The 14,159-nt window shown below is 64.9% G+C and carries 9 protein-coding genes; 1 reads left to right on the forward strand and 8 read right to left on the reverse strand.

Going from position 1 to position 14,159, the window contains the following annotated elements; all coding sequences use genetic code 11:
• Positions 1-10: 10 nt before the first annotated feature.
• Positions 11-1,105: a helix-turn-helix transcriptional regulator gene (locus ACVOLQ_RS04250; RefSeq protein ID WP_481527192.1), complete on the reverse strand. Its 1,095-nt coding sequence runs from the start codon at positions 1,103-1,105 to the stop codon at positions 11-13.
• A gap of 388 nt (positions 1,106-1,493) precedes the next feature.
• Between ACVOLQ_RS04250 and ACVOLQ_RS04255 the strand changes: the two genes are divergently transcribed.
• Positions 1,494-2,909 carry a coniferyl aldehyde dehydrogenase gene (locus ACVOLQ_RS04255; protein ID WP_481527193.1) on the forward strand — a complete coding sequence of 472 codons (1,416 nt, stop codon included), beginning with the start codon at positions 1,494-1,496 and terminating at the stop codon, positions 2,907-2,909.
• Positions 2,910-3,182: 273 nt separating this feature from the next.
• Here ACVOLQ_RS04255 and ACVOLQ_RS04260 read toward each other — a convergent pair whose 3' ends face one another.
• The 7 genes from ACVOLQ_RS04260 to ACVOLQ_RS04290 form a co-directional block, all read right to left on the reverse strand.
• Positions 3,183-4,145 (reverse strand): transaldolase, encoded by a 963-nt coding sequence (locus ACVOLQ_RS04260; protein WP_481527194.1) that lies wholly within the window; start codon positions 4,143-4,145, stop codon positions 3,183-3,185.
• Positions 4,146-4,158: 13 nt separating this feature from the next.
• Positions 4,159-5,352, reverse strand: a complete 1,194-nt coding sequence (locus ACVOLQ_RS04265) for a CaiB/BaiF CoA transferase family protein (protein WP_481527195.1) — start codon at positions 5,350-5,352, stop codon at positions 4,159-4,161.
• Between the two features lie 162 nt (positions 5,353-5,514).
• Complete coding sequence (locus ACVOLQ_RS04270; protein ID WP_481527196.1) at positions 5,515-7,371, reverse strand: glycoside hydrolase family 127 protein; 1,857 nt, start codon at positions 7,369-7,371, stop codon at positions 5,515-5,517.
• Complete coding sequence (locus tag ACVOLQ_RS04275) at positions 7,368-9,557, reverse strand: formylglycine-generating enzyme family protein (protein WP_481527197.1); 2,190 nt, start codon at positions 9,555-9,557, stop codon at positions 7,368-7,370. The genes ACVOLQ_RS04270 and ACVOLQ_RS04275 overlap by 4 nt, the downstream gene beginning before the upstream one ends.
• A 37-nt stretch (positions 9,558-9,594) precedes the next feature.
• The gene (locus tag ACVOLQ_RS04280) at positions 9,595-10,536 is read right to left on the reverse strand and encodes a ribokinase (protein ID WP_481527198.1); all 942 of its coding nucleotides are present in this window, start codon (positions 10,534-10,536) and stop codon (positions 9,595-9,597) included.
• Positions 10,533-11,789, reverse strand: coding sequence for a serine hydrolase domain-containing protein (locus ACVOLQ_RS04285; protein ID WP_481527199.1), 1,257 nt, complete (start codon positions 11,787-11,789; stop codon positions 10,533-10,535). The genes ACVOLQ_RS04280 and ACVOLQ_RS04285 overlap by 4 nt, the downstream gene beginning before the upstream one ends.
• A gap of 20 nt (positions 11,790-11,809) precedes the next feature.
• Positions 11,810-14,068: a TonB-dependent receptor gene (locus ACVOLQ_RS04290; RefSeq protein WP_481527200.1), complete on the reverse strand. Its 2,259-nt coding sequence runs from the start codon at positions 14,066-14,068 to the stop codon at positions 11,810-11,812.
• Positions 14,069-14,159 lie beyond the last annotated feature (91 nt).

Below are 14,159 nucleotides of genomic sequence, written 5' to 3' on the forward strand. Positions count from 1 at the left end.
TTGCGCCTGCTCAGCCGGTGACGCTGAGCAGGCGCACCAGCTGCGCACGATGGCCAACGTCGAGCTTGCGGTAGATCGCGCTGATCTGGCTTTCGATGGTCTTGCGCGAGCGGCGCAGGTGATTGGCGATCTCGTCATTGCGCATGCCATCCAGCACGAGCTCGGCGACGCGGGTTTCGGTGGGCGAGAGCCTGGACCACATTGGCCGGGTGACCACGGGCGTCGCCGTTGCCACCGCTTGCAATGGCGTCAGTCGCAGCAGATACATCGGATAGAGGCCGTCCGCCTGCAAGCGACCCTGCAGGCTGATCCGCAACTGTGCCGCTGGCAGGTCCAACGCTTCCCGTGGAAGCTCAGCGTCGCCGACCTGGCTCGCCTGGCGCAGCCAGCCGCGCAATGCCGAAGCCACGCTGTCGGGGAAGCGCAGGCGCTTGCCGGCTTCGTCCAGCCAGCCCGCGCACAACAGCTGGGCCGCAGGCGACAGGCTGATCAGGTGCAGCTCATGGTCGAGGATGATGTCGGCCTGGCTTTGTCGGTCGAGCAGCGCCTGGTAGATGCTGCGACGTTCATGCCGCATCGAACGCACGCGCTGCAGGCCCGCGCCCATCAGCTGATGCAGTTCGCCGAGGAACTGCTGGTGGGCGTCGGTGATCTGCTCCTGACCGGCCTGCATGCGGATGCTCAACACCGCATCCAGCCCCTCACCGCGCCAGAATGCCATGTGGATGAATTCGTTCCATCCGGGCGCGGGATTCTGCGCGCGCAACCGTAGCCTGGCCTGCGCGTCGGTGGACGCGATCTGTGACAGCGTGTACCAGTCGATGCGCGGGTTGCGCTGCAGATAGGGCGCGGCAACCTCGAGGCTGCGCAACGGGCGTGCGCTGCCGGGCGCACTGGCACCGAGAAAATGCAGGCTGCGCTGTGGTTGGTAGGTACCGTTGATGTCGTACATCAAGGTGCACGAGTGGCAGGGCAGGTGTTGGTTGATCAGATCCACGCAGGCGCGCCACAGCGAATGCAGGTCCAGTGCCTGCAGCAGGCCACGCTTGGCCTGTACAGGGCAGGCGTCGGGGTTCACTGCTATGTCGTGTTCGCGTCCCAGCATGGTGCGGCATGCCCTCGTGGTGGATCGCAGCGCTCTTCTGCGGTGCGGTGACCGGCCGAACCTGCATGATCTCTTCTAGCACCCACTGCGCGGGGCAGGCAAGCGCAGGGGCGGCTTCTGGATGATGCGCACGGACCAACTACTCACGAAGAGCACCCCTCCCCAGCCCTCCCCTGCGCGTTGCGCAAGGGAGGGGGCAAAAGCGGCGTGCACGGGGGGCTGACAGGTCACTTGCTTCGCTCCCTCCCTTGCGCAACGCGCAGGGGAGGGTTGGGGAGGGGTAGCTCCACCGCTCTCGCTCCCGACTTTGCGCAGCACATCACTCCAACTGTGCTTCACGTCGGCTCGCAGCTGGGTTTACAGTGGCCGCTGATCTAGGGGAGGCACCATGGATCCACAGACCGATGGTTCAAACACGCTGCAGCAGCGGCTGACGCAACTGCGCAGCGCCTGGCAGCAGAACAAACCGGACTACACGCAGCGCCGCGATGATCTGCGTCGTCTGCGTGCCGCGTTCAAAGCGCGTATTCCGGAGGTGACCGAGGCGATTGCCGCCGACTTTGGCCATCGCTCCAAACACGAATCGGTGATCGCTGATGGCATGACCGTCACTGGCGAGATCGACCATCTGCTCTCGCACCTGCGCGGCTGGATGAAGCCGGAACGGATCGGCGTGGGCTGGCGCTTCTGGCCGGCGCGGGCGCAGGTGCGGCCGGTGCCGGTGGGCGTGGTCGGGGTGATCTCGCCATGGAACTACCCGGTGAATCTGGCGCTGGTGCCATTGGCGACGGCGATAGCCGCTGGCAACCATGTGATGCTCAAGCCGTCCGAGCACACACCGAATAGCTCAGCGTTCCTGCAGTCTTTGTTGGCCGAGGTATTTCCCGCTGATCGGGTGGCGGTGGTGCAGGGTGATGCCAGTGTGGCCTCTGCGTTCTCCGGCCTGCCGTTCGACCACCTGGTGTTCACCGGTTCCACTGCGATTGGCCGCAAGGTGATGGCGGCCGCCGCGCAGCATCTTACGCCGTTGACCCTGGAGCTGGGCGGCAAATCGCCGGCGCTGGTGGCAGCGGATTATCCAGTGGATGGAGCGGCCGCAAGACTGGCGACCGGCAAGTGGTTCAATGCTGGCCAGACCTGCATTGCACCAGACTATGTGCTGATCGACGAAGCGCGGGTTGATGAGCTCGTTGCTGCGCTGCGCACGCAGGTGCGGCTGCGTTACGGCGACTTCAGCGATGCGGCCGATTACAGCCGCATCATCAACGAAGGTCAGTACCAACGCCTGCAGGGTTATGTGGATGACGCGCGTGCGCGCGGCTTGCAGGTGTTGCCGTTGGCCGATATCGATGCGGAGCGGTCGCGGCGCGAGCGCTTGTTCCCACCGACCTTGATCCTGCAACCGGGCGATGACGCGACGGTGATGCAGGACGAGATCTTCGGACCTATCCTGCCGATCCGCAGCTATCGCTCGCTGGACGAGGCCATCGCCACCATCAATGGCCGCGACCGGCCCTTGGCCCTGTACCCCTTCAGCCATGACAAGGCGACGGTGGAAAAGATCGTCGGCCAGACCATTGCCGGTGGCGTCACCGTCAATGACACCTTGCTGCACTTCGCGATCAATGGCCTGCCGTTTGGCGGTGTTGGCGCAAGCGGCATGGGCGCGTACCACGGCAAGGCCGGCTTCGATGCGATGAGCAAGCGCTTGCCTGTGTTGTGGCAGACCCGCCGGGCCGGCAGTGATCTGCTGCGGCCGCCGTACACACGGGTAGCGCGTTTCATCGAGATGATTTCGCGCTGAGGGAGAAAAGCCGCAACCAGGCACAGGGGGCCGGCTGCGGTGACCCCGGCACGAGGGAGAGGGAGCCGGGTGTCGAAAAGCGTGGTGAAAGCTGCAAGAAGCATGCAATCTGAAAGCCCCTCTCCCGCATGCGGGAGAGGGGTTGGGGTGAGGGCGCTTTTAGAGCACGTGGAGCAAAAGCTTTTAAAGCTTTAGAAGCTCCCCTCATCCGCCCCTTCGGGGCACCTTCTCCCGCAGGCGGGAGAAGGGAGTAATCGGGCATTGCTTTGGCTGTCAGCCGCCCAACTCATCAGCAATCCGCTGACGCAAGATCTGCAGATCCTTCGCAAACGCCTCAATACCGGTGGCCAGCTTCTCCGTAGCCATCGGATCAGCGGTCATATCCGCATCAAACTTCGCTTCATCAATCGCAGCGACGTTCACCGCTTCAGCAGCACCGGCCACCAGCTTGCGCGGCAGCTCACCGAAATCAGCATCCAGCTTCTCCAGCAGATCCGGCGAGATCGTCAGACGATCACAGCCAGCCAGCGCTTCAATCTGCGCGGTCGAACGGAACGACGCACCCATGACAACGGTGCTGGAACCGCGACGCTTGAACTCGGCGAACACACCGCGCACGAACACCACGCCCGGGTCTTCATCAATGCTGGCCGGGGTCTGGCCGTTGGCCACGTACCAATCCAGGATGCGGCCGACGAACGGCGAGATCAGGAAGGAGCCGGCTTCCGAGCAGGCCAGGGCCTGGGTCGGGTTGAAGATCAGGGTCAGGTTGCAGTCGATGCCTTCGGCCTGCAGTACGCGTGCGGCTTCCACGCCGGCCCAGCTGGCGGCGATCTTGATCAGCACCTTGCTGCGCGGTACACCGGCCGCTTCGTACATGGCGATGAACTCGCGCGCCTTGGCGACGGTGGCCTCGGTGTTGTGGGCCTGGTCGGCATCCACCTCGGTGGACACGCGGCCCGGCACCAGCTCTGCCAGCATCGTGCCCACGCCGACGGTCAGGCGGTCGACCACGGCATTGGCGATGGCCTGCTTGTCACCGGCTTGGGCGCGGCCCCACTGCAGCTCACGCTCGATCAGGCCGGCATAGACCGGCAGGTCGAGGGCTTTCTTCACCAGCGTCGGGTTGGTGGTGCAGTCGACCGGACGCAGGCGCTTGATGGCGTCGTAATCGCCGGTATCGGCGACGACGACGGACAGTTCGCGCAGCTGCGCGAGCTTGGATGCAGTGCTCATGAGGTGCTCCGGATCAGGCGGGGATGTCGCCATCATCGACGGCGGCGATGACAGCGGCGGTGTCCTGGTCGAAGGTCGGCGCGGCGAATGGCTGCGGGCCGGGGGTGCGACCAAACACGATGGGACGGGTGATGCCGCGGTAGCTGCCCAGCAAGGGGTGCTGCAGCGTGGTGATCATGTCTTCGGCCAGCACCTGCGGGTGCTCGAACATGTCCTCGACCTTGCGCGTGGCGGCGCACGGCACTTCTTCGCCGAACAGCGCTTCCCAATCCAGCGCGCTGCGTGCAGCCAGCGCGGCATGCAGCTTGGCCAGCAGCTCGTCGGAATGCTCGGCACGCTTGCGCACAGTGTCGTAGCGCGGATCGCTGCCCATTGCCGGCAGGCCGATCTTGTCGCACAACGCCTGCCAGAAGCGCGGCGTATTGGCCGAGATGTAGAGATGGCCCTGCGCGGTCGGGTGGATGCCGGTGACACCGCCCGAGCGCATGTCACGGCCCACGCCTTCCGGCTCGCCTTCGGCCCAGATCATCCGTGCCGACTGCATGGTCAGCGCGCTGCGCAGCAGCGACACGCCCACGTACTGGCCTTCGCCACTGCGTTCACGCTCGAACAAGGCCGAGGACACACCGGCAGCCACCAGCGCGGCGGCGTAGTAGTCGACCACCGAGCCGTACAGGATCTCCGGCGCGCCGCCGGGCTTGCCCTGCATCGCGCACATGCCGGTCATGGTCTGCAGCACCTGGTCGTAGCCGGCCTTGTCCTTGAGCGGACCGTCCTCGCCGTAACCGGTGACCGCGCAGTACACCAGGCGCGGGTTGATCTTGTTCAGGCTGTCGAAATCGATGCCCAGGCGCGCCGGCACGCTGGGACGGAAGTTGTGCACCAGTACATCGGCCTCGCGCACCAGGCGCATCAGCACCGCACGCTGGTCGGCTTCCTTCAGGTCCAGCACCACGCCGCGCTTGGAGCGGTTCACGCCGAGGAAGGCGCGGCTCTCGGCCTCCAGCGTGGACGGGTACTTGCGCAGGTTGTCACCAACCGGCGGTTCCACCTTGATCACTTCCGCGCCTTGGTCGGCCAGCAGGGTGCAGCCGTACGGCCCGGCGATATAGGCGCTCAGGTCCAGCACGCGCACGCCGCTGAGCGGGCCACGGGCACCATCGCGCTGGGCGATGTCGAACGGAGATGGGTTGTTGCTTGCTGACATGGGCTGCACTCGAATCCTTGATTGCAGTTTCCTCCCGGTGGATGGGAAGAAACATATCGTGCGGGTATTTTCAGCGAGGACAAAAAGCAGGTATCGCGGTGTCATCGCCTTCAGAACCACCGCTGCCTTCACAGTTTCCGGTGACAGGCAGCGGTGACAGGCTTATTGCGGGGCCAGCGACAGCCAGCTCAGGCGCCAGACGTCGTGTTCGCGGCCACCACAGCGGTAATAGGGCTCGAATACCAGCGGCGCACGGCATTCCAGCTGCATCGTCACCGGCGCGCCTTCACCTTCGTCCTGGCCTACCTGCAGCCAGCGCGACGGATCACCTGCGGGCAGCTTCACCGTTTCATCGGTCTTGAAGCCATCGATCAGCGTGGTGGCATAGACCAGCGGGCCGTAGCTCAAGCCGACGTATTCCCAGTGCAGCACTTCCTGCGCCACCGGCGAGCCGTCCGGTGCACGCGATTCCTGCACATTGATGTTGGTGGCACGGTGCAGCTGCGGCTGCATCGGCAGCTTCACGTTGACCAGATCGCCGGCCTGCCACTGGCGCTGCAGCTGCACGTAGCCGTCCGCACCAAGCTGTACCGGCACGTTGATGCCGTTGACCTGGATGCGGGCATCTTCGGCCCAGGCCGGGATACGCAGGCCGATGCCGAAGCTGGCGCTGTGCTCGGGGCTGACGCGCAGGCTGATCTCGCCATTGAACGGATAGCGGGTCTGCTGCTGCAGTACCACCTTGCCCGCATCGGCATGGTTGAGCGTGGCTTCGCCGGCGCCGTACAGGTTCACCCGCAGGCCACCATCGGCGGCAACGCCATAGGCAATCTGCGGCAGCTCTTCCACCGCCATCGCGCCGGACGACTTGCAGCAGCGCCAGTACGTCGTGTGCACGCGCTTGCCGTTGGGGAAGGTGTAGTAACACCAGTCCTCACCGTTCGGCGCCATCGCCGCCAGCAGGTCGTTGTAGGCAGTGCGTTCCAGTTCGTCTGCGTAACGCGCGTGGCCGCTGATGGCCAGCAGCTCGCGGTTGAGCTGCATCCATGCCAGCACCGAACAGGTTTCCACATAGGCCTGCGGGAAGAAGGTGCGCGGGGCATTGAACACCTCGCGCGAGCGATGCGCGACGCCGCCCCACGGGCCGCCGCCCAGGGTCAGGTGCTGCTCGCGGATGTTGTTCCACAGGTTGTCGATGGCCAGCTTGTAATCGGCCTTGCCGGTGGCCTTGTACAGCTTGGCCAGACCCACAAGGTTCCACGACAGCTGGTAGGCCTTGCCGGTGGCGATGAAGGCGGCATCTTCGTTGGCGATGCCCTTGTCGAGCAGGGCCAGGCGCGGGTTGGCGTTGGCCTGCTGCAGGATCTTCTCGGCCAAGGCCAGATAACGCGGCTCGCCGGTGACCAGGTACAGGTCGGCGGCCGGGTCCAGCAGCACCGTCGCCGACATGCCGTGGTGGTTGCCCAGCGTGGTGATGTCGATGCCCGATTCCAGCGCCTGCCAGCACAGGTCGGCGATGCGCCGTGCGGCCTGCAGGTAGCTGTCATCGCCCAGCGCACGCCAGGTTTCGAGGAAACCGAGGATCAGGTAGCTGTGGGTCCAGATGTCCCAGGTACGCAGTGCCGGTTCGCCATTCCAGCTCTCGGGCTTGGGCGGCTGCGGCACGGTGAAGCGGCGGTCGGCGGCGTAGTTGCCAAGATAGCCGTCCTCGTCCTGCTGGCTGATCAACCAATCGGCGACGCGGCGCAGGTTGGCTTCCAGTTCGGGCTGGCCGCCCTGCGCGACTGCGCGCGCGGTGGCAGACAGCCATTTGCCGGCGTGCTCGCCGTACCAGTCGCCTTCCTGGTTCTGCTGCTTGTGTACCTGACCGAAGATGCTGATCGACGGGCTGGCTTCATCGACGATGAAGTGGCTGAGGCGGCCGCTGCGGTTGGCCGCCAGCATCTGCCCGAACACACCGTCGAGCTTCACCGCCGCCGGTGCGATCAGCTGCTGGCCGCTGGTGATGGCCGCACTCATGCCGCGTCCACCACGCAACGGAAGCCGAGCATGCCGCTGCGGTCCTTGGCGGGGGCCATCAGCAGGTACTTGCCGTGCTGGTCCAGGCGATAGGCCTGCGGGAAATACCAATGCGAGGTCTGCGGCTGGTAGCTGGAGCCACCGCGCAGGATCGCCGCACGGGTGTGCTCGTCGCTGAACTCATCGGTCCACTGCCACACATTGCCGACCAGATCCTCGACGCCGAACGGGCTTGCGCCCTGCGGATGCGCATCGACATCGGCCGGGGCCAGCAGGCGGCGGCCACGGTTGACCTGCGGCACGCGGCTTTGATCCCAGTCGTTGCCCCACGGATAGGTTCGGCCATCGTTGCCCTGCGCGGCGTACTGCCATTCCCATTCGTGCGGCAGGCGCTTGCCGGCCCATGCGGCGTAGGCGCGCGCATCTTCCAGCGACACCCAGATCACCGGCTTGTTGTCCCAGCCGGCACGCGGTGCGCCATCCACCCAATGGGCGAGGAAGTTGATGTCATCGGCCGGGTGATAGCCGGTGGCATCGATGAAGGCCTTGAACTGCGCATTGGTGACCGGATGGCGATCGATATGGAACGCCTGCATCTGCATCAGCTTGCGGTGATGGCGACGCGGGCAGTCTTCCCACGGGAACTGCACGTCCTGGCCGGCCCAGTTGAAGCCTTCGATCTCGACACCGCCAACGGCGAACACGAACTCGCCAGTCGGAATGGTGACCATGCCCTGCGGCGCGGCAGCCTGCGCGGTGGTGGCAGGAATCTCGCGCAACTGCTGCGGGATTGCCTTCCATGCGCCGGAGAAACTGTTGAGCGGCTGCTCGGCGCGCTTGGCAGCTTCGATCAGGAACGCATCCAGGCCTTCAACGGCAACGTCCGGCTGCACGCTCAGCACCGCACCAAAGCCGCGCGCTTCCATCGGCAGCTCGATGATGGCCACGCCATCACGCACGGCCGGTGACAGCTCAACGCCATGCCAGACATCGTAGTAACGGGTGCCGTCCACATGCGGCAAGCCGATCTGCTCACCATTGACCGCGTATTCGTTGCGGTTGATGAAGGTGTGCAGGCACTGACCATCGACCGGGAACTTGCTGGCGAAGATGCCGCCCTGGTAGCAGACCTGGTAGGGCTCCCAGTCCATGGCCACGATCAGCGCCGGGAACTGGCGATAGATGGCGGCGATGCGGCGCAGGGTTTCACCATCGCGCGCGGTGAACTGGTTCCAGATGCCCCAGATGTTTTCCCAGGCGTTGTAGCCGATGCCGTTGAAGAAGCAGTACTGCAGGTCGTGGTTGCGGTTGCGCCCCCAGCGATTCTCGTAGTTGACCATGTGGCGCGGCTCCAGCCACTTCCACTTGGACACCGGCGGCACCGGGCCATCGGGTGCCTTCTTGCCCCAACTCTGCACGTTCCAGATCAGCTGCTCTTCCGAGCTGATGGTGGACTCGGGCTGCACCACCACCGGATTGCCGTTGGCATCGCAGGCATCGAAGAATGCACGCGGCACGCCGTTGAAGGTATCGCCGTTGATGCCGTCGGCACCGGTGGCCTTGATGATCTCGGCCAGGCCATCCCAATGGGTGACGCCCGGGTCACGGGTGCCGTGATCCCACGGCTTGGCCGGCAGGAACACGCGCACGCCGCGCTTCTGGAATGCCTTCACCGCGGCGGTCAAACCTTCCAGGCCGCCCGGCAGCGTGTGTGCCAGATCGAACTGGTTGCGGTCGTCGATGCCGATGTTCGGGTAGATGTACCAGATCAATACCGAATCCAGCCCGCCGAAGCGTTCGATCAGATCGTCCAGGTACTTGTCGACGGTGTACTGCGCGGTTTCCACGTCGAAGAAATAGCGGTCCTCGACCATCATCTGCGCGTGCACGAAGTTGCGCTGCGCCCACTGCAGTTCCGGGCGACGGTAGTTCACGTCGGTATAGCCAATGCGCACCAGGTGTTCCTGGCGCCAGTCCTTCAGCTCGGTCAACCAGTCGGCGGCGCTGGCATTGGCATCGATCATCCAGCTGCCGATGTCGGCGAACGGCCACGCCGGTGCCTTGCCCGGCGTCGGCAGGTAGCGGCCGGTGGTGACGTGCGAGAACTTGTACTCGGTGTGGATCGCCTCACGCCCGTGATCGGGGGAATCGGTGTCGTAATCGGGGGCGGGGTAGGGGGAGGTCATGGCAGTCATCCAACAAAAACGGGGGGAGGCGTAACGGTTACAGCGCGCACCATGCCGCGAGTGCGGCATGGGCATCGGTGCCGGGCAGACGGCTGGCGTCGGCCAGCAGCGCCTGTACTTCGGCGTGTGCGGGAATACTGGATTGTGCACCCAGGCGCGTGCAGGTCAGCGCCGATGCGGCACTGGCAGCCAGCAGGGCCTGCTGCAGTGGCTCACCGCGGGCGAGCAGGGCGACCAAGGTGCCGCAGAAGGTGTCGCCCGCAGCGGTTGTATCCAGCGGCGAAATCGAGAACGCAGGCTGCAGCAGGATCTTGCCATCGATGCGGGCCAGACAGCCGCGCGCGCCGAGGGTGACGATCACGCAGGGAACGTCGAGCCGTGCCAGGCCGGTGGCCAGGTCCGGCGGATTGCCGGCAACCACCGCCAGCTCGCCTTCGTTGACGATCAGCATGTCCAGCTGTGCCAGCAGTTCGGCCGGCAATGCCTGCGCTGGTGCTGCGTTCAAGGCGACTTTCACCCCGGCAGCGCGGGCGGCGGTTGCGTAGGCCTGTACCGAGGCCAGTGGCGATTCCAGCTGCAACAGCAGCCATTGCACGCCATCCAGTGCTGGCAGGTGTTCGGGCAGCAGTGCCATGTTGGCGCCGGGGGCGACGGTGATCGCGTTCTCGGCATCATCGGACAGGCAGATGAAGGCGGTACCGGTCGGCAGCTGCGCATCGCGCACGGCATGCAGCAGCACGCCAGCGTCGTTCAACGAGGCTTCGATCGGCTTGGCGAAGTCATCGGCACCCAGCGCAAGCAGCATCTGCGTGGCAGCGCCACCGGCGCGCGCGCAGGCCACGGCCTGGTTTGCACCCTTGCCACCGGGGAAGGTACGGAATTCGCGGCCGAGCACGGTCTCGCCCGGTGCCGGCACATGCGCCGCGCGCACCACGAAATCGAGATTGGCCGAGCCGGCGACAAGAACGGTGGAACTCATGGAATGGCCTGGTAAACGAGGTTGTAGAAACGGGTGGACGGTGAAGCAAGTGCCTTGTCGCCGCTGGGCAGGTATTGCATCAGCAGGATGGCCACCAGCTTCTCCTTGCGATCGATGGTGAAGTACGTGGACGCCGCACCGGACCAGCCGAACTGGCCGACGCTGCCGAGCTTGCCGCGGTAAGCCGGGTTGGTGATGACATAACCGCCCAAGCCAAAGCCTTCGCCCGCGCCATAGCTGCTGATGGCTGGCTCGAAGCCACCAAGCTGGTCGCTCATCATCAGATCGACGGTCTTGCGCGACAGCAGTTGCTGCTTCCCACTGCGGCCATCATCGAGCAGCATGTGGGCGAACTTCAGGTAGTCGGCAGCGGTGGAATACAGGCCGCCGGCGCCGCTGTCATAGCCCTTCAGACGCACGCCCGGATTGCGCGCGCTGAGCGTATCGGCCACGCGCAGGCTGCCATCGTCGTTGCTGGTTGGCAGTTCGACCACGCGACCACGCTGCGCCAGCGGCACTTCAAAACCGGTGTCGTGCATCGCCAGCGGGCTGAAGATGCGTTGTTGCAGGAACTGCGCGAACGGTTGCCCGCTGACCACTTCGACCACGCGCGCCAGCAACTCGGTGTTGCTGCCTTCGTAATGGAAGTGGGTGCCGGGCGCGTCGGCCAGCGGCAGCGTGGACAGGCGGCGTGCAACGTCCTGCAGCGAGGTCGCGCTGTCGACATCGGCCGCGGTCAGCAGCTTGGTCGCCACCCGGTGCGTGTCCGACGCCGCCGCGAAGCCGCTGGTATGAGTGAGCAGATGGCGCAGGGTGATCGCGCGCGGCGCATCTTCGGTCTGCGGATGTTGTACGTCGCCACCGGTCACCACGGTGCGGTCGGCGAACTCGGGCAGGTAGCGCGCCAGCGGATCGTCCAACGACAGCTTGCCTTCTTCCAGCAACATCAGCACGGCGACCGAGGTCACCGGCTTGGTCATCGAATAGATGCGGAAGATGCTGTCGGCCTGCAGTGGCCGGTGGCCAGCGCTGTCGGCGTGGCCGTAGTGCTGCTGGAACACGATGCGGCCATCGTGCTCCACCAGCGCCACCGCGCCCGGGAACTGGCCCGGTGCGGTGCTGGCCTGCAGGAAACCATCCAGCCGCTGCCAGCGCTCGCCAGCGTGCAGCAGCGGCGCGGACAGGCACAACAGAAGTGCGGCGCCACGGCGCAGCCAGCGGCGGCTGCGCGGTGTTGCGATGGATTGATGCATGGCGTGCACTCCTGCGCTCATCAGCGGAACGTATACGAATAGCTCAGCGACACCACGCGACCGCGACCGGCCCAGTAGTTCTGCCAGCCATCGCCCTGCGAGCCGCTGAGGATGTAGTACTTGTTGAACAGGTTGTCCACGCCCAGCGAGAACGTACCGAAGCGCCCCGAATCATAGTTCACGCCCAGATCCCACAGCGTGTAGCCGTTGATCTTTTCGTCGTAGTCGTACTCTTCGCCGTCGTATTCGCGCACTGCCGAGCCGGTGAGGTGGCGATCGCGCAACATGCTGGCACCGAGGGTGGCGTCGAGGTTGGGCAATGCCTTCCACACCAACGCGACGTTGATCTTGTCCGGCGTCGCATCGAAGATGCCCAGCGGCTTCTTCATCGGGCCTGCGTCATAGCGGCCCTGCGGGTCCGGGCCCCAGAACGAGGTGTAGCCGCGCAGGTGCGTGTACAGGCCGGTGATCTTGAAGGTGTCGGTGAAGCGGAATTCGCCAGTGAGCTCGATGCCTTTGATGTCGGTGGGCGCGCGGGTCATGATGAAGTCGCTGGTCAGCGGGTCCACTTCCAGCGATGCACCGAAGTCGGAGGTGGAGTGGTACCAGCTGCCACTCAGCGCACCGCGCGAACCACGCCAGTTGAAGCCGATGTCGATGTTGTCGACGATGATCGCCTGCAGGTCGAGGATGCCGGCCACGGTCTGGCCCGGATAATTCACGTTGCGCAGCGGGATGCCGATGTCGGGAAGAGTGAAGCCCTTGCTGTAGGCACTGAACAGCGAGAACTCATCGGTGACGCGCCAGATCGCGCCGATGTTGGGCAGGTTGGCGGTGTAGTCCAGGGTGCCGCCTTCGACGAAGGAATTGTTGCGGTAGGCGACGGTGGTATAGCTGTCGATGTCGAGCTCACCGTTCTCGCGGCGGAAACCGCCGCTGACCGTGACCGGGCCGATATCCCAGGACAGCTGTGCGTACGGGGCAACGCTCCGGTAATCCATCGGCGGCACCCGGACGCGGTCGGTCATCACCAGCCGCTGCTCGGCCACGTCCTGCACGAAGTCCACGCCGGTATGCAGCTCCAATCCGTCCACGCCAAAGATGCTGGGACGCGTCCACGAGGTACGCAGGCCCTTCTTGCGTGACTGGATCTCGGACTGGTCGAAGATGCGGTCGGCATCATCGGCCGGTGCCGGCTTCACCAGCTGGCGGTCGGCGCCGTTCTCCGGCAAGAAGCGCATGCCCTGCTTGGCCTGGTAACCGACCAGGTCGAGCGTGCCGCCGTAGAAATCGCTGTGGGTGTACTGCAGGCTGTACTGGATGAACTTGTTGAGCGCATCGCGCTGGCCGTCGATGTGGCCCTTGATCGAGGTATTCGGTACCGGCGTGTCGCAGGGCGGCCAGTCATTCGGGCCCTTGCAGCCGACCAGCTGGATGTAGTCGCCGTTGCCGCCGATGTTGAAGTTGCTGTACGTGGCCTGCAGGCGCTGTTCGCCGTCCTCGCCGAAGTTGTAGCCGCCCTTCATGTACAGGTTGCGCGACTGCGAATCGGCCAGCGAACCACTGGAATTCATGCCGATGCTGCGGTTCTTGGCGTCATAGGCCATGCCGCGCTCCAGCTGCGAGACGCTGGCCAGGAAGTCGTAGTTGTCCTGCTTGATCGCATGGCTCAGGCCCAGCTTCCAACCGACGCTGTCGTCGTTGAACTGGGTCTGGTAGCGCGCATTGATGGTGGTCTCGCTGCCGATCTGTTCCGGCACCTTGGAGATGTAGTTGATCACGCCACCGGTAGCGCCGATGCCCTCGGCAGCGGACGGACCGTTGATGACTTCGATGCGGCCGATCACGCCCATGTCGGTGAAGGTGCCGTTGCGGGTGCCTTCGCGCAGTGGTGAGCCCTGCGGGATGCTGTCGAACAGGCGCAGCGGAATGCGTCCACGCAGCGACTCACCGGAGTTGGTCATCGCCTGCGAGGATTCGGCATAACCGGGAATGGTGCGTGCCAGTACCGCGGTGTTGTCCTCGGTGATGATCAGCGACTGCTTGATCTCCTCCGGGGTGATGATGGTGATGGCGCCGGGGATCTTGTCCACTGCCTTGGGCGCGCGCACGCCGGTGACGATGACCCGGTCGAGCTCGGTGGCCTTTTTATCCTGCGCGCGCTTGTCGGCGCTGCGGCTGTCTTCTTCGTTTGCTGCCTGCATCTGCTGGGCCTGCACGCTGCTGCTGATCGCAGCGGCCAGGACCAGAACCCCCAACGCTACCGGTACCTTCTTCATGTTGTTTATCTCGTTTTTGTTTTAGATAAGACGTGCATGAACTGCTGCCGCGGACTGCGGCATTCCGATACTTCTGTTGGCTGCTGCATCC

This window comes from Stenotrophomonas sp. STEN031 (assembly GCF_056759975.1).

Excerpts from the sequence above, each read along its gene's own strand:
- ACVOLQ_RS04250 (WP_481527192.1), bottom strand. The coding sequence starts at position 1,105 with ATGCTGGGACGCGAACACGACATAGCAGTGAACCCCGACGCCTGCCCT.
- ACVOLQ_RS04255 (WP_481527193.1), top strand. The coding sequence starts at position 1,494 with ATGGATCCACAGACCGATGGTTCAAACACGCTGCAGCAGCGGCTGACG.
- ACVOLQ_RS04260 (WP_481527194.1), bottom strand. The coding sequence starts at position 4,145 with ATGAGCACTGCATCCAAGCTCGCGCAGCTGCGCGAACTGTCCGTCGTC.
- ACVOLQ_RS04265 (WP_481527195.1), bottom strand. The coding sequence starts at position 5,352 with ATGTCAGCAAGCAACAACCCATCTCCGTTCGACATCGCCCAGCGCGAT.
- ACVOLQ_RS04270 (WP_481527196.1), bottom strand. The coding sequence starts at position 7,371 with ATGAGTGCGGCCATCACCAGCGGCCAGCAGCTGATCGCACCGGCGGCG.
- ACVOLQ_RS04275 (WP_481527197.1), bottom strand. The coding sequence starts at position 9,557 with ATGACCTCCCCCTACCCCGCCCCCGATTACGACACCGATTCCCCCGAT.
- ACVOLQ_RS04280 (WP_481527198.1), bottom strand. The coding sequence starts at position 10,536 with ATGAGTTCCACCGTTCTTGTCGCCGGCTCGGCCAATCTCGATTTCGTG.
- ACVOLQ_RS04285 (WP_481527199.1), bottom strand. The coding sequence starts at position 11,789 with ATGCATCAATCCATCGCAACACCGCGCAGCCGCCGCTGGCTGCGCCGT.
- ACVOLQ_RS04290 (WP_481527200.1), bottom strand. The coding sequence starts at position 14,068 with ATGAAGAAGGTACCGGTAGCGTTGGGGGTTCTGGTCCTGGCCGCTGCG.